Origin of the sequence: Mycobacterium sp., from assembly GCF_049278535.1 — a bacterium.
Taxonomy (GTDB): Bacteria; Actinomycetota; Actinomycetes; order Mycobacteriales; family Mycobacteriaceae; genus Mycobacterium.
The window spans coordinates 1-15662 of the sequence record NZ_JBAPMI010000345.1 but is presented as its reverse complement, the minus strand read 5'-3'; the positions used below and the strand labels follow the sequence as shown (position 1 = coordinate 15662).

Here is a 15662-nt window from a genome sequence, read left to right as displayed (position 1 = left end):
AACACCGCACTGCGCTCTGGCCCACCCCTATCGCCGACGAGCGGTGCCATCGCCCGGGTGGGGCTACCACCCGGGCGTTCGATCTTGATCACCTCGGCGCCGAAGTCGGCGAGAAGCTTTCCGCAGTATTCTCCGGCAACCGATTCGGCCAGCTCGACGATCCTGATACCAGTCAGCGCTGACATGCGCTACCTCGAGCCGTCAGGGCTTGGCGCGCCCCGAGCGGCTCAATCGCCACTCCGGCGGGAAGTTGAGGTCGTTGTCCTTCACGACGTTGTTGAGGCCCTTTTCGAAGGTTCCGCCGGTGAGGTCTACCTCTTCCGCGTCGTTCTTGATCATCGGCAGCATGCCTTCGACCATGCCGGTGAGCAGGCTGCCGAAGTACTCGCCCTTGTGCTGCTTGTACAGCTCGAGGAAGGTCTTCTGCACCGCCACCGTGTCGGTCGGGCGCGACCGCGAGCACGCCAGCGCGTACTTCTCGGTCTCGGCCTCCAGCTTGTCGCGAGGCACCACGCTGTTGACGAAGCCGCAGTCGTACATCTCCTTCGCGCTGAAAGGCCGTCCAGTGAAGAGCATTTCGGAGAACTTGCGCAGGCCCATAGTCTCAGCCCACCACCACAGCCGCGGCCCCCAGCCGACGTAGCGGAATGCCGGGTGCCCGAACAGGGCGTCATCGGATGAGATCACCAGGTCGGCGTCGCCGGCCTGGTAGAAGTGCCAGCCGTAGCAGTAGCCCTTGGCCTCGATGATGCTGATCTTGCGAAGCTCCTGCAGCGGACGGTTTCCGGCGCGCGCTTTGGCGTAGAAGTCGGTGACGGTGGACAGGTAGCGGTAGGAACCACCCGGCGGGTACTTGACGTCGTCGTCATTGATCGCGAGCTCGTGATGCAGTGGCATGCCCGGGTTTTCGAGCATCGGGCGCTGCTCGGGCAGGTCGCCGCCGCTGCCGAAATCATCGCCCTCGCCGCGGATCACCACGACCTTGACGTCGTCGTCGACGTTGCACTTGTGGATCAGGTCGGCGTAGTTCTGCCGCATTCCCAGGCTGGTAGCGTTCTGGGCCTCGGGACGGTCGAAGGTGATGTAGGCGATGCGGTTCTTCTTGTCCTTCTCGAACTTGATGTACTGTTCGGCTTCCTTCTTCATTTCTTCGTAGTCGAACTCAGGCATTAGTTTTCTCCCGCCTTGCTGTTGATTATTTGAGCAAGCTGCCCGCATCGACGGACAGCGTGACTGCGGCCCTGTCCGCGGGCTGCCCCGCTGACGAACGCGACCTTGCCGCGACGCGACCGGTCATGCTGTCGAGGCCGGCATCGACTCCCATCCCCTCACCGTCGACGTCGGGCTGAGTTTGGCGTTGGACAAGTCGACCTCCCATTCCGGGAAGCGTTTGAGGATCTCTTCGAGCGCGATGCGCCCTTCGAGGCGTGCCAGCGCCGAGCCCAGACAGAAATGGGTGCCGACGCTGAAGGCCAGGTGCTGGCGAGGTGTGCGGTGGATGTTGAATTCTTCGCTGTCCGAGCCGAATTGGCGCGGATCGCGGTTGGCGCCTCCGATCAGCATCATCATCGCCGAACCTTCGGGCACGGTGTGGCCGTGGAAGGTGACGTCACGGGTCACGTACCGGGCGGCATGCGGGGCGGGTGGCTCGAAACGCAGCAGCTCCTCGATCGCCTGCGGTACCAGCGCAGGGTTCGCGGCCAGTTCGCGGCGCTGGTCCGGGTGTTCGGCGAGAACCTTTCCGGCCCAGCCGATCAGCCGGGTCGTGGTCTCGTTGCCCGCGCCCGCGACGACGTTGAGATAGATCAGCAGTTCGTCGCGGGTCAGGCGACGGGTAATGCCGGTCTCGTCGACGAACTCGACGTTGAGCAGTTCGGTCATGATGTCGTCGGAGGGATGTGTTGCGCGCCAATCGATGTAGGCCGCAAAGATTTCGCCGGTGGCCAGGCCGTGGTCGGCGTTCATCGGCTTGCCGGCTTCGGTGCGCATCTGCGCGTTGGTGTGGTCGCGGATGAATTCCTGGTCGTCCTCGGGGATGCCGAGCAGCATGCTGATCACCTTCATCGGCATCTGCGCGCCGAGGTCGCCGACGAAGTCGATGCGCCCCGTCCCGACCAGTGGGTCCAGCGCCTTGGCGCAGAAATCGCGGATCTGCGACTCGAGTGCGGCGATCTTGCGCGGGGTGAACATCCGGGCCAGCAGCTTGCGGTGGATGTCGTGGATCGGCGGATCTTCCATGATCAGCAAGCCGGGCGGGATGTCGAGGTTGGCCTTGATCAACTCGAGGATGACGCCGCGCGCGGAACTGAATGTGCCGTGATCGACCAGTCCCTTGTCGACATCGGCGAATCGGCTCAACGCGTAGAAGTCGTGTTGGGTGTTGTAGTACAGCGGTGCTTCTTCGCGCAACCGCGCGAATGTCGGGTACGGGTCCGCGTCGACGACGACATCGTAGGGGTCGTAATGGACGTCTTGGACGTCCACGCCGGTGCTGATCGTCACGAAATCTTGCCTTTCGCTACAACTTCGGCGATCCGGATGGGCGGCATGCCGGATCGCTGTCGCCAGTGTGTCAGCGTCGGAGGTGGTTCGGGGGATTTGTACCTTTCGCTTAATAGAACCGCGCTCGCGCGCTTACCCGCGACGGGATAACTCTATTGCCGTAGAGAACCATATGAGCCCGCATTGGGCAAGATCCGATACCTATTTCGAACGCGGTTGCAACGCACCGCCGTCATGGGTGAGCCGCCCCTGCTGCGCGCTGCCCAGGACGCCGGCGACGATCGCGGACAGCACCCCGTCGAGCTGTTCGGGGCTGTCGATGATCCGGTCGCCGTGGACAAACCGCAGCATGAGCCCATTGATGAAGGTCAGGGTGATGTTGCTGAGGTCGTCGACGACGTCGGGGTCCAGGTCGGCGCCGTGCGGCAACAGCTGAACCAGGATGTCGTGATGCAGCTTGGTAAAGGCGTCGGTGGCGCGTTGCAAAGTCTCGGCGATTGCCGTATCGCGGGTGGCCTGAATGGTCAGCTCGTAACGGGCCCGGGTTCGGCTCAGTTGCGGCTCTTCGCCGGACTGGATGACCACTTTGGCCAGCGCGGACGCTGACGTCTGATCCTCACGGCCGCCGCTGTCGGCAACCGCCTGCAGCGTTGCCAGGTCGAGTTCGACCATGCGTTCGGCGACTGCGTGCAGCAACGCCGAGCGGGTGCGGAAGTAGAACGACGTGGTGCCATCGGGGACGTCGGCGCGGCCGTCAACCTTCAGATGGCTCAGCCCTTTAGCGCCATCGTCGGCGAGCAGCTGTATGGCCGCATCGCACAGTTCGCGGCGGCGCTGATCGGGATTGGGCTTACGTCTGTTTGGTATCCCGGCAGTGTAGCGGCGGTTCACCCGCGGTTTTGGTGTCAAAGCAGATCCCTGCGACGAGCTAGGTTGTTGTTCGGGCCCAGCTTACTCTATATTCGTAGTGTCACCCGGCAATTGTGCAAACCGTCGAACGGACAACATGTGACTGCTCCCGCCAGCCCGCTCAAGCAAGCGCATCGCCCGACTCAACTGCCCCGGGCGTCCTCGCCGCGGGAGGAGTTGGAAGATTTCGGCCGCTACCAATTTCAGGTGGTGGCCGCGAACATCGCCGACGCGGTGATGTCGATCGGCGGCCTGATCTTCGATCGCGCGATGGCGGGATGGGATGTCAGCGTCATCGTCGACCAGGACTCCGATCGCGGCATCGACGACCGGCCGATCCGGATCCTCGGCGGCAGGGTCACGAGACGATTGGCCCACCCGAACCGTGCCGAGGTGCTGCCGCGTCCGCACCTGCTTGCGGTCGCGACGGACGTGATGGTCCAAAGCGACGCCCTCCGACAACGGGTGCTCGCGGTCGGCAACGACAAAGAGGCCGACGTCCTGCTCTGGGGCCGGCACCACCCGACCAACTTGAACTGCACGTTCGTCGCTGTCCGGCACCGGCCGAGTGCGGCTGCCCAGGTGTTCAAATCGCAGGCCCTGGCCGCCGGCGGTGCCCTCGTCACTCATAAGGCCGACGAGGGTTTCTACTCGATGGCCTGACCCTCAGCCGGGCTTACCGGCGGTCACGAACTGAAACATGCGCTGGGTCTGCTGCTCGATGTCGACAAGGCCGGACGAGGAGAACAGGCTGACGAACTCGTGCTGATCGAACAAGCGCAGCCCGACTAGCCGGGCGCCCGCGTTCATCGCGTGCCGGACTCCCGGTATCTGGCCCGTGTAGCTGGTCAGGATCGCCATTCGACCGCCGGGCCGTAGCACCCGCACCATTTCGCGGGCGACTTGAAAAGGTTCGGGCATCAGATAGAGCGCGCCGAAACAGCAGACGGAGTCGAAGGTTTCATCGTCGAACGGCAGCGTGCCCGCGTCACCGCGCACATAACAGGTACGCGGTCCGCTGTTGTCCAGCACGGCACGGCTGAGCATCGGTACGGAGATGTCCAACCCGACCGCAAGGCCGTCCGCCGGTAGTTGTTGCGCCAGCTTTCCAGTGAAATTTCCTGGGCCACAAGCGATATCAAGTAGCCTGTTGGTACGCGACAAGTCCAGGGCGTCTGCTGCGCGGCGTTGCTCGCTGCTGGTGGTGACACCGCTCGCGACGTAGAACGCCACCGGGCGCCACAGCCGTTCATACACCGTTGCGACCAGCGGGCTGTTCATCGCGAGCTGAGCCAGCGTGGGAGTTTCGCTGGCAACCGACTCGCCAAGCACGTCGAGAAAGCCGTGTCGCAGGCTCGCCTCGCGGTTGAGCAAATGACGGGTCGTTTCCAGTGCGTCATCGGTGCTGGCCATTTGAATGAGTCTGCCGGGGCGGATGTCCTTGCTGCAAGGCGATCAACACCCCTAGCCTTGGCACTATCTCGGAGACGGCGACAGGGGCGGCATGGTGACCGAAGTGACCGCGCTACGCGCCGACGAACTCGCCGCGCTGGACATATTCAACGGCTGTCCCGCCGAGGACTTGATGCCACTGGCGGCCAGCCTGCAGCCGCTGCGGGCCGCCGCCGGCCAGACCCTGATGGCGCAGGGCGAACAGGCGGTCTCCTTCCTGCTGATCGCGACCGGCACGGCCAAGATTTGCCACGTCGCCGATGACGACGTGGTGACCGTCGAGCACGTGTCGGCCGGCACGATCGTCGGCGAGATCGCTCTCTTGCGCCACATCCCGCGGACGGCAACGGTGACCACCACCGAGTTGCTGACCGGCTGGATCGGCGACAGCGACGCGTTCGCGCGCCTGGTGCACATCCCCGGGATCATGAGCCGACTGGTGAAAACCGTGCGCCAACGGCTCGCGGCCTTTCTCACGCCGATCCCGGTCCACACCCGCGACGGCGCCGACCTTCTCCTGCGTCCCGTGCTGCCGGGTGACAGCGAGCGGACGCTGCAGGGCCATGTTTGGTTCTCCAGTGAGACGCTGTATCGGCGATTCATGTCGGCGCGCGTGCCCAGCCCGGCGCTGCTGGACTACCTGGCCGAGGTCGACTACGTCGACCACTTCGTCTGGGTGATGACCGATCACAGCGGCAACCCGGTCGCCGACGCGCGCTTCGTGCGCGACGACCACGATCCGGAGGTCGCGGAGATCGCGTTCACCGTCGCCGACGCCTACCAAGGTCGCGGGATCGGATCTTTCTTGATCGCCGCCCTTTCCGTTGCTGCTCGGGTCGCCGGCGTCGAAAGGTTCTCCGGCCGGATGCTTGCCGACAACGTGGCGATGCGCACGATCATGGACCACTACGGCGCGTTCTGGGAGCGCGACGACGTCGGGGTCGTCACCACCGTGGTCGACGTGCCCGATCCACACGATCTCCCACTGAGCAGTGACATGGTCGCGAAAATCAACCATGCTGCGCGCCAAGTGATTCGGGCTGTCAGTTAGCATGCGGTGCTGCGCAGTCGCGGTTCTGCTGCTGCTCCCCGGCTGTGCCCATCCCAGCGAACGCCCGCCGGTGCCGTCGGCCAGCGCACAGGTGCGCCACGTCGATCCCGGCAACATCAGGCGGGTCCGGCGCGACCTACCGCCCGGCTACGAGGTGAGCACGATCTCGGATGTGACTGCGCCACCGGCGATCTGGGGGCTCGGCGGTTCCGGCGTCGCGATGCCGGCGCGATGTGCGGCGTTGGGTGATCCGGCCGGCGGCCACGGGCAGTCCGCGCAAGGCATTTCGGGATCGGGAGCGGGCGGCACCGTGTACGCGGTTGTGGTCAAAGGGCCAACGAGCCCGCTGGCGCTGGATCAGACTCTGGTCGCCCAGTGCCGTCAGTGGAGTATGACGGGACGGCGGGCCAGCGCGCGTGTGCATCTCATCGCCCCACCTCGTATCGATGGCACCGAAACCCTTGGTATGGCGGCCGAAATCGCGACATCGGTCGAGGGCGGCAATGAAATCGGTTCGCGGGCAAGCACCTTCACCGCATATTTGGGCGACTACTATGCATTCACCACCGTGATCAGTGACCCGGGCTCACCGGATCCCGCCCTTACGCCTCAATTCGCGGCCGACTTGCTGGTGAAAACGGTATCGGCCATACACGGCTGACGCCGGTGCGTTAGATTGGCGCGAATGAGGCGGATTGCGGTAGCGATCGGAAGTGTCTGCCTGTTGGCGGCCTGTTCCCACAGCTCTGAGGCGCCGCCCTCGGCCGATATCACCAAGATCGTGCAGGTGAAATCCGACTTCGGGCCAGGCTACAAAGTCAAGGAAACCGCGAAGACCGGCATCGACCCCAAGGTGCTTTCGACGCACAAGCTTCCGCCGGGCCTGACCTTTGATCCGCCCGATTGCGCGGCGTTCGTGGTCGGCGAGGAGATGCCGGCGGGTTTGCAGGGAAACATGGCCGCGGTGGCCGCCGAGGGGGATGGCGGCCGCTTCATCACGATGGCCGTGCAAACGTCTCAGCCGGTGCCGTTCAAGGAGCCCGGGCGCAACTGCAAGAAGGTGGCATTCCAGGGCGGCCGGATGCGCGGTCTGATCGAAGTTATCGACGTGCCGCAGATCGACGGAACGCAGACGCTCGGCGTGCATCGCGTCCTCCAGACGGTGGTGCAGGGCAAGCCGCGCAGCGGCGAGCTGTACAACTACTCCGCGCATTTCGGCGACTATCAGGTGATCGTCACCGCCAACCCGATCGTGGTACAGGGCCAGCCCGCCAAGCCGGTCGACACCAAGCAGGCCCGCGACCTGCTGGTCAAATCGGTGGCCGCGATCCGAGGCTGATGCCTACCGGACGTCGCGTGGCCTGAACTGAATGCTGATCCGCGGCCCAATGCTGGCCGACGTCTTCGGTACCGAGTGTTCCCAGGTTCGCTGGCACGAGCCGCCCATCACCAGCAGATCGCCGTGCGCCTGCGGTAGCCGCAACGACGGGCCGCCGCCCCGGGGGCGTAGCGCGAAGGTCCGGGTGGCGCCGAGGCTGACGATCGCCACCATGGTGTCCTGGGTGCTGCTGCGTCCGATGGTGTCGCCGTGCCACGCCACACTGTCGGACCCGTCGCGATACCAGCACAGGCCGATGGTGGTGAACGGCTCGCCGAGCTCGCCGGCGTAGATGTCGTTGAGCCGCCGTCGTATTCGGGCCAGCTGTGGATGCGGCGGGTGCCCGACGGAGAGATCGTGGAAGCTCACCAGACGGGGCACGTCCAGCACCCGGTCATACATCTGGCGGCGTTCGGCCCGCCACGGAATCGTCTCCAGCAGTTCGCTCACCAATTCGTCGGCGCCGGTCAACCATCCTGAGCGGATGTCGATCCAGGCTCCGTGGCCCAGCGACCGGCGTTCGTTGCAATCGAACAACGACTCTTGGACAGTGATCGCCACGACGCCGAGTCTATCGCACAAACGTTCGAGCTTCGTGCGGCGACGAGGCGGGCCGCGCAGCGGCCCGAAAAGAGGCCGCGCAATTCAGCTACAGGCGGACGGCCCCGGGTCCTTGCTCGCTGAGCACGTCGTCGGGGTTGAACAGCGCACAGGCGCGCAGGCTGAGGCAGCCGCAGCCGATGCAGTCGGCGAGATTGTCGCGCAGCCGCTGCAGATGCAGGATCCGATCGTCGAGGTCGGAGCGCCAGCCGGCCGACAGCCTGGCCCAGTCGCGGCTGGTCGGGACGCGGTCGGCGGGCAGCGTGGCCAGCGCGTCGCGGACCCGGGCCAGCGGAATGCCCAGCCGCTGCGACATTTTGATGAACGCGACCCGACGCAGGGTGTCGCGGCTGTTAGCGGCGCTGGTTTCCCGACGTCCGTGAACTGGTGATCAGCCCTTGTCGTTCATAGAAATGCAGAGCCGAGATGGCGACGCCGGCCCGACTGGCGAGTTCACCGGGTAGCAGCTCCTGGCCGTCCACAACCTGAACCATACTTCAGGTGAGTCGCCAGACGACGATGTAATGCGTTGCGGGCCAGCCAACTAGGTCACCGACACGCGCGAGGCAGGACACCAAACGATTACGATCCGGCAACCGACCTGCCTTTGTCGCGCCGAACCTGTCACTGTCGTCCCGTGACTATTGATGTTGACGACGAACTCGCACGCGCGGCTGAGCGGCTATTGACGGACAACCGGCCCTACCGTTGTGCGCGCGGCCACTGGCTGCTGCCGGGACACATGATTGTCGGGGTCGTGTCGTGCTCCTGCGGGCGAGGTCGACACACCGCGTGGGAATGCGAATGCGGCGACGTGACTTACTCGCCGAAGGTCAGGCAGTCGTGCACCTTGTCGAGTCGGAGCCGGTAGCGGTTTTTTTGCGCCAAACGGAAGCTAGGGCAGTGGATTGCGCGGCACCGCGGCCCAGGCTTCTGCCTGGCGGCGACGCTGTGTGTTCGCGTCGCGCCAGGGCCAGCGAGACCCGTATCTGTCTCGAGACAAACGGCTTAACGCCAGCTGGGCAGCCAGATCTCCATGTTCCAGGTGTTCTGCGAGATCGGTTGACCGGTCAGCACCGGGAACAGCCAGGCAAAATTCGTCAAAACCAGTGCGACATAACAGGACACCGCGATGAGCCCGAGGCTGCGCCGTTCGGCGCCTCCTTGCCCCGCTTTGGGATAGAGGATGTCGCCGAGGATCAATGCGATCGCCATCGCCAAGAACGGCGCCATGGTGGCCGCGTAGAAAAAGTACATCTGCCGGTCGATGTCGGCGAACCACGGCAGCCAGCCCGCGCAATAACCAACCAGCACTGCGGCATAACGCCAGTCCCGGCGCACGAACATCCGCCAGCATGCGTAGGCGAGGACGGGCACCGAAATCCACCACATCGCCGGCGTCCCAACCAGCATCACTGCCTTGACGCATGATTGTGCGCCGCAGCCCGGAACGTTCTGCTGATCGATGGCGTAGAGCACCGGCCGCAACGACATCGGCCAGGCCCACGGTTTGGATTCCCATGGGTGGTGGTTGCCCGCGGCATTCGTCAGCCCGGCGTGGAATTGGTAAGCCTTGGCGGTGTAGTGCCAGAGCGACCGGATGGCATCGGGCAGTGGGAAATTCGACTGGGTCCCGATCGACTGGCCGACCTCGTGCCGGTCGATGGCCGTCTCGGAGGCGAACCACGGCGCATAGCTGGCCAGGTACACCCCGAACGGAATCAGCAAAAGCGCGTATGCGGTGGGGATCACGTCGCGGCGCACGACTCCCAGCCATGGCCGCAGAACCCGGTACTGCCGGCGTGCCGCTACGTCGAAAGTCAGCGACATCAATCCGAAGAACACCACGAAGTACAGACCGGACCACTTTGTCGCACAAGCCAATCCGAGCAATATCCCGGCGCCGAACCGCCACCACCGCACACCAAGCCGCGGGCCCCACACCGTCTCGGCGATGCGGCCTTCGGTCAATGCGACGTGCATGCGCTCGCGCACCTGATCGCGGTCGACGATCAGCGCGCCGAACGCAGCGAGCACCAAAAACGCCAGGAAACCGTCGAGCAGCGCGGTGCGTGCCACCACAAAGCTGACCCCGTCGGCGATCAGCAGCATTCCGGCGATCGCACCGATCAGCGTCGAACGGCTGATGCGACGCACGATCCGGACGACCAGCGCCACCATCACCACGCCGAGGACCGCGCCGGTGAAACGCCAGCCCAGCCCGTTGTAGCCGAAGATGGCCTCGCCGATCGCGATCAGCTCCTTGCCGAAGGGCGGATGGACGACGAGGCCATAGCCGGGGTTGTCCTCTACCCCGTGGTTGTGCAGCATCTGCCAGGCCTGCGGCGCGTAGTGCTTCTCGTCGAAAATCGGGGTGCCGGCGTCGGTGGGCGACCCCAGGTTTATCGTTCTGGTCACCGCCGCCAGTGCGGTGACCACGCCGGTCACCACCCAGCCCTCGAGCCGGTCGACGGGCCCGAAGTCGGGCGCCTGTTCGGTTGGCCCCGGGCTGATCACCGGTACCGCAGCCTCGTCAGCGACGAGTTCATCGGGCGGAGCGGTCACGCGACCGATCGTAGGCTGTGGGCCGTGAAGTCCAGGCGAACAGCCTCCCATCAGGATTTTTACCAGGGGCGACGCTGCCAACAACAACGGCAAGCCAGTTTTACTCGATCTTGACCGCATTGTGAATCGTCTCACCGACGATCGTTAACGTGAGTACGCTTCAAGCCGTGGAGCTGGGGGTTTTGGGACCTCTCCAGGTCCGGCAGGCCGGCACACCGGTCACGATTCCGGGCGGGAAACCGCGCGCCATCCTTACGATGCTCGGCCTGCACAGCGGTTCGGTGGTGTCGGCCGAAACGCTCATTGAGTTGCTCTGGGGCGACGATCCACCCCGCACCGCCGCGAAGGCCCTGCAGACCCACATCTCCGCGGTGCGCCGCACCCTGGGAGACGGCTTCGTTTTGACCGAGGGAGTGGGTTGGACCCTCGCCGAGAGCGAGGTTGATGCCTCGCGTTACAAAACGGCCGCTCGATTGGGACGCGATGCCGCCGCCACTAACGACATGAGCCAAGCGGTGACCCGCTTCGAGCAGGCGCTGACTCTTTGGCGCGGCACTCCCGAATTACCTGATACCCGCCGGGGAATATCTGAGAAGACGCGGTGGATCGAAGGACATGCCGCACTGGTCGAGGATCGGGCTGAGGCGCTGCTCGCGACGGGTCGCGCCGCCGAGATCATCGGCGAACTCGAGGCCGCCGTGGCCGAGGCGCCGCTGCGCGAAAGGCGTTGGGGCCAGCTGATGCTCGCGCTCTATCGCGCCGGCAGGCAGGGTGAAGCCCTGGGTGCGTATCAACGGGCACGGGCGCTGCTCGCCGACGAGCTGGGGATCGACCCCGGGCCGGACCTTCGCCGACTCGAGACCTTAATCGTCGGACAGGACACTGCGCTGGAAATCCCTGGCGCACAAGATCTTCCGTCGGTGACGCGCACGGTGACCTTTCTGCTCACCGACATCGAGGGGTCGACCGCCGCGTGGGAGGCCGACGCCGCCGCGATGGCGGTTGCGCTCGCGCGCCACGACGAGCTCGTCGAACAGATCGTCACGTCCCGCGGGGGACGGCTGATCAAGACGCGTGGTGAGGGCGATGCCACGTTCTCAGTCTTCGAGCGGGCGTCGGCGGCTGCTTCCGCCGCCATCGAGCTGCAAGACGCAATCTTTCACGAGCCGTGGGGGCTCCGAGACCCGATGCGTATCCGCGTTGCGCTACATACCGGGGAGGTGGAGTTGCGCGACGGCGACTACTTTGGTCGGGCGGTCAACCGTGCAGCACGCCTGCGGTCGCTGGCGACAGGTGGCCAGATCCTGTGCTCGGGCGCGATCGCTGAGCTCGTCATTGACGCATTGCCCGACGATGTTGTGCTCGCCGATTTGGGGATGCGCCAGCTGAAAAACCTCGCACGCCCAGAACACGTATTCGAGCTCCGTCTGGAAACCGCCGAGCCGCCTCAAGAGACAAACGACGAACCCCTCGAGCGGCCGGCCCTGCCCGCGGTACTGACCGGTCCGGGGCCGTTCGTCGGACGCGGACGCGAGCTCGAAGGGCTGGTGTCCGCCTGGCAGATCGCGCTGGCCGGCGGCATCCATGCGGTGCTGATCGCCGGCGAACCAGGAGTGGGCAAAACACGCTTGGCCGGCGAGTGGTCGCAACAGGCATTCGGTCAAGGAGCGGTCGTGCTGTACGGCCGCTGCGATGAGGATCTCGGTGCGCCCTATCAGCCTTTCGCCGAAGCGCTACGTTCGCTCGTGCCTTGCCTCGGCACCAGCCGGCTTCGCGGGATCCGCGGCGTTGAAGCCTTGCTTGCACTGGTCCCCGGGCTGACCGATGTCCTACCTGATCTGGCCGCGCCGACCCGGGCCGACCCGGAAACCGAACGTTACGCACTCTTCGACGCCGTTGTCGCACTGTTCGAACTCGCTTCCACGAGCGCACCCGTGGTGCTGATCCTCGACGATCTGCACTGGGCAGCCAAGCCAACACTGCTGTTGTTGAGGCATCTGCTGCGCTTCGGCGATCGCGCGCGCGTGCAGATCGTCGGCACATACCGCAGCACCGACCTCGACCGCTCCCATCCCCTTGCGGCGATGCTCGCCGATCTGCACCGCGACGCCGGTTTTGGCACGGCCAACCGTCTTTCGCTCAGCGGCCTCGACGAAGATGACGTGACCACATATGTCGCCGAGGCCGGGTATGACGACGAAGAGCTGGCTCGCGCGTTGTCGTCGGTCACCGGCGGCAACCCGTTCTTCCTCATTGAGGCGCTGCGTCACGTGGACGAAAGTGGCGGCCGTTGGGATCCGCGCACGCTGCCCCAAGGGGTTCGGGAAGCCGTGAGCCGTCGACTTTCACGGCTGCCGGCGGAGACGAACACGGCTCTTGCCGCGGCAGCGGTCGTCGGCAGCCGGTTTGCCGTAGAGCTGGTCGAGCGCGTGGTCGAAGATGACCTCGTCGACGCGTTCGACGAAGCGTGCAAGGCCGGCATCGTCATCGAAGAGCCCGGCGGCCGCTACCGGTTCAACCACGCGATCGTCCGACAGTCGCTGCTCGCCGAGCTGCCGTCCGTGCGGCGGATGCGGCTGCACCAGCGCATCGCCACGACACTGGAGAATGAGGCCGGCGCCGACGACGAGCTGCTAGCTGAGCTGGCGCACCACTACTTCGAATGTGCTTGGGCGGGAAACGCGGCCAAGGCTGTCGAGTACTGCCGACGTGCCGCGGACCAGGCGGTGGCTCGTCTCGCTTACGAAGGTGCCGCCGACCTGTACGGCCAGGCCTTGCATGCACTGGAGGAGATTGACGACGAGCTGCCCGACCGCGACGACCAGGCTGCTGAGCTGCTGGTTGCGCGTTGCGAGGCTCTGCTGGCCGCCGGTGACGTGGCTTCGGCGGCAGGCGCGGTCTCGCAATTGCAGGACGCGACAGTCAATTCGGCGCGGCTGGCAGCATGGGCAACGTGTTTCGACGGCCAGCTGTCGATGCTTATCCATCCCGAGCGACTGGACGAGGTTGAAACCGCTTTAGCTTCGGCCGCCCAAAAGTTGGCCGAATTAGACGATGCCGCAGGCGAAGCCAACGCCCATACAGTTCGGGCCGCATGTCTCGCCCGCCTTGGCCGAATCGGCGACGGCGAAATCGCGCTGGACGACGCCCTCACGGCGGCGCGACGCGCGCGTGATCACCGCCGGGTGAATGCCGTGCTGGCGGGTGCACCGCTGGCCGCGCTGTGGGGCCCCAATCCTGTTCCACGCGCTGGCGGTCGGTGCCTTGACGTGGTGCGGCTGCTGCGAATTACGACTGATTCGCCCGCAGTCGAGGCGACGTCGACGCGATGCCAGGCCATATTGGAGGCCTTCCGCGGGCGTGGCGCCGCGGCGCGACGGATGATCGACTCGGCCCGGCGCACGGTCACCGAACTCGGCCTGCGCCACGCTCTTTTAGAAGTTGAGCAGTTTGCCGGCATTGTCGAGCTCATCGACGACGATCCAACTGCTGCAGAGAGCCATTTTCGCCAGGCCTACAACGGCTTTCGCCGCATGGGTCTCGACGCCGACACCGCCGAGACCGCGGCGCTGTTGGGTCGCACGTGCCTCGCGCTCGACCGCGACGCCGAGGCCAACGAATTGTGTTTGGAGAGTGAGCGACTCGCAGGCCACGCCCTGAAGGCGTCGATCGCTTGGCGAGCTCTCCGGGCGCAGCTGCTTTCGCGCGGCAATGATCATGATGAGGCTCGGCGGATCGCGCAGGCTGCTGTCGGCCTGGCCGAGCGCACCGACGCGTTGGTCGATCATGGCGACGCATGTTTCACGCTGGCAACGGTTTTGAGCGCCGCCGGCGATGTTGCGGGAGCGCGGGTCGCCGGCGAGCGGGCCGTTGATCTGTATGAGCGGAAAGGGGCAGCGGCGCTCGCCGATATGACCCGGCGCATTCTTGGCGAGCGAGACCTCCCGTCTGTCCCCGCGCCGCCCGAACCACCGCCGGTTGTCGAACTCGACAATGCATGCATACGAGCTGGCAAACGCGTGGTGGATGCTGTTAATCGCGGGGCGTTGGATGAGTACGAGCAGCTATACGCGCCCAATGTCTTCAGCGAGAGTCACCGGAAGGCCGTCGGCTTTACGCACGCTGCTGTCGCGATCGTCCCACCGGAAAACTGGGCACATGAGGTCGGGCGCGTTATTGGGGGGAGCGGCATGCGGCTTACCGCGCACGACGTCGCCGTGCGAGGTGAGCGCCTGGCTCTCGCTCGATTGGTGGTGGGCACTGCCGATGCGAGCCCTGGGGCGCCGCAGGATGAATTTCTGCAGATATATGGCATCGACGAAGAGGGCCGAATCTCCCTGCAGATCTGGTTCGACCTCGAAGACATGGACGCCGCGGTCACCGAACTCGACACCGCGCACGCCCGATTCGAGGAAGAGGCACACCGTCAGGCGCGGCGGCTGGAAAACGCGGCAAGCCGCGTGTGCGAGCGCTGGCTGGCGAGCTTCGCGGCCCGCGACTGGGACGCGGTCGCGCAGATCGTCGCCGACGACTTTTACGGCGATGACCGCCGGGCCCTGATAGGCGCGGGAATCCACCATGGTCGGGATGCCATCATCAGGGAGTTCCAGACGGCCACCGATCTGCTGGTCGCACAAACGGTTTCAGACGTCATTGCCACCCGTGGGGACCGCCTCATCCTGACCCGCACCCGGTTCTCGCGCGTCGACGAGAGCCCTGACGCTTTCGCCGTCGATCTCCTATACGTAATCGAGATCAATGCCGATGAGCGGATCTCGGCGATCATCGCATTCGATTCGAACGATATCGACGCCGCGTATGCGGAGCTCGACGCCCGTTACCTCGCCGGCGAAGGGGCGGCCCACGCGCCCACTTGGTCGGTAATCGCCGGTGTTTTCGTTGCGCACAATCGGCGCGAAGTCGCGGCGTCGACGCCGGATGTGGTGAGTATCGACCACCGCAGGGCGGCAGCGTTTGCGCCCGGCCAAGGGCAGGAATACATCCGTGCCGGGTGGGACCTCGACCAAACCCTCAACGTCTACATCGAGAAAGCCCATCGGGTGAACGACCTCGGCGCGGTTTTCACTTGGGTGGGATTTGGAACCTCGCACGAGGGTTTCGACGCCGAGTGGCGCGGCGTCGAAATCATGACGGTCGATGGTGATCTGCTCAGCCGCGCTGAGGTATTCGACGAGGCCGACCTCG

General features: G+C 65.2%; 12 protein-coding genes and 2 pseudogenes. 5 read left to right on the top strand and 9 right to left on the bottom strand.

From position 1 onward, the window contains the following. From WAO18_RS22585 to WAO18_RS22565, 5 genes and pseudogenes are all read right to left on the bottom strand, one after another. A partial coding sequence (locus WAO18_RS22585) for a CoA transferase (RefSeq protein WP_422208457.1) occupies positions 1-185 on the bottom strand: 185 nt, incomplete at its 3' end. 16 nt (positions 186-201) lie between these two features. After that, positions 202-1170 carry an enoyl-CoA hydratase/isomerase family protein gene (locus WAO18_RS22580; RefSeq protein WP_422208456.1) on the bottom strand — a complete coding sequence of 323 codons (969 nt, stop codon included), beginning with the start codon at positions 1168-1170 and terminating at the stop codon, positions 202-204. A 23-nt stretch (positions 1171-1193) separates the two neighbouring features. Continuing rightward, positions 1194-1297: pseudogene (locus WAO18_RS22575) on the bottom strand (SDR family mycofactocin-dependent oxidoreductase); the annotation flags it as partial. Beyond that, positions 1294-2496 (bottom strand): cytochrome P450, encoded by a 1203-nt coding sequence (locus tag WAO18_RS22570; RefSeq protein WP_422208460.1) that lies wholly within the window; start codon positions 2494-2496, stop codon positions 1294-1296. The pseudogene WAO18_RS22575 and the gene WAO18_RS22570, both read right to left, overlap by 4 nt. A gap of 207 nt (positions 2497-2703) precedes the next feature. Further along, positions 2704-3369, bottom strand: coding sequence for a TetR/AcrR family transcriptional regulator (locus WAO18_RS22565; RefSeq protein ID WP_422208459.1), 666 nt, complete (start codon positions 3367-3369; stop codon positions 2704-2706). 141 nt (positions 3370-3510) lie between these two features. On the opposite strand from WAO18_RS22565, the gene WAO18_RS22560 reads away from it, so the two are divergent. Continuing rightward, on the top strand, positions 3511-4074 hold the full coding sequence (locus WAO18_RS22560; RefSeq protein WP_422208455.1) for a hypothetical protein: 564 nt from the start codon (positions 3511-3513) through the stop codon (positions 4072-4074). A gap of 3 nt (positions 4075-4077) precedes the next feature. On the opposite strand, the gene WAO18_RS22555 is transcribed toward WAO18_RS22560, so the two are convergent. Further along, the gene (locus WAO18_RS22555; RefSeq protein ID WP_422208454.1) at positions 4078-4824 is read right to left on the bottom strand and encodes a class I SAM-dependent methyltransferase; all 747 of its coding nucleotides are present in this window, start codon (positions 4822-4824) and stop codon (positions 4078-4080) included. Between the two features lie 91 nt (positions 4825-4915). Between WAO18_RS22555 and WAO18_RS22550 the strand changes: the two genes are divergently transcribed. From WAO18_RS22550 to WAO18_RS22540, 3 genes are read left to right on the top strand one after another with little or no spacing between them, the layout of a single operon-like run. Next, positions 4916-5914 (top strand): GNAT family N-acetyltransferase, encoded by a 999-nt coding sequence (locus WAO18_RS22550; protein ID WP_422208453.1) that lies wholly within the window; start codon positions 4916-4918, stop codon positions 5912-5914. A 1-nt stretch (position 5915) separates the two neighbouring features. Next, the gene (locus WAO18_RS22545) at positions 5916-6575 is read left to right on the top strand and encodes a DUF5642 family protein (protein WP_422208452.1); all 660 of its coding nucleotides are present in this window, start codon (positions 5916-5918) and stop codon (positions 6573-6575) included. Between the two features lie 24 nt (positions 6576-6599). Next, positions 6600-7253 (top strand): DUF5642 family protein, encoded by a 654-nt coding sequence (locus WAO18_RS22540; protein WP_422208451.1) that lies wholly within the window; start codon positions 6600-6602, stop codon positions 7251-7253. 3 nt (positions 7254-7256) lie between these two features. Here the strand turns inward: WAO18_RS22540 and WAO18_RS22535 are convergent, their stop codons facing one another. From WAO18_RS22535 to WAO18_RS22525, 3 genes and pseudogenes are all read right to left on the bottom strand, one after another. Next, positions 7257-7853, bottom strand: coding sequence for an alpha-ketoglutarate-dependent dioxygenase AlkB (locus WAO18_RS22535; protein ID WP_422208450.1), 597 nt, complete (start codon positions 7851-7853; stop codon positions 7257-7259). Positions 7854-7941: 88 nt separating this feature from the next. Continuing rightward, positions 7942-8386: pseudogene (gene soxR / locus WAO18_RS22530) on the bottom strand (redox-sensitive transcriptional activator SoxR). 514 nt (positions 8387-8900) lie between these two features. Next, positions 8901-10457: a dolichyl-phosphate-mannose--protein mannosyltransferase gene (locus tag WAO18_RS22525; RefSeq protein WP_422208449.1), complete on the bottom strand. Its 1557-nt coding sequence runs from the start codon at positions 10455-10457 to the stop codon at positions 8901-8903. A gap of 167 nt (positions 10458-10624) precedes the next feature. Here WAO18_RS22525 and WAO18_RS22520 point away from each other — a divergent pair. Next, on the top strand, positions 10625-15662 hold a 5038-nt coding region (locus WAO18_RS22520), incomplete at its 3' end, for a BTAD domain-containing putative transcriptional regulator (RefSeq protein WP_422208458.1).

Coding starts and splice junctions, on each gene's coding strand:
- WAO18_RS22545 (WP_422208452.1), top strand. CDS start 5,916: ATGCGGTGCTGCGCAGTCGCGGTTCTGCTGCTGCTCCCCGGCTGTGCC.
- WAO18_RS22540 (WP_422208451.1), top strand. CDS start 6,600: ATGAGGCGGATTGCGGTAGCGATCGGAAGTGTCTGCCTGTTGGCGGCC.
- WAO18_RS22555 (WP_422208454.1), bottom strand. CDS start 4,824: ATGGCCAGCACCGATGACGCACTGGAAACGACCCGTCATTTGCTCAAC.
- WAO18_RS22580 (WP_422208456.1), bottom strand. CDS start 1,170: ATGCCTGAGTTCGACTACGAAGAAATGAAGAAGGAAGCCGAACAGTAC.
- WAO18_RS22550 (WP_422208453.1), top strand. CDS start 4,916: ATGGTGACCGAAGTGACCGCGCTACGCGCCGACGAACTCGCCGCGCTG.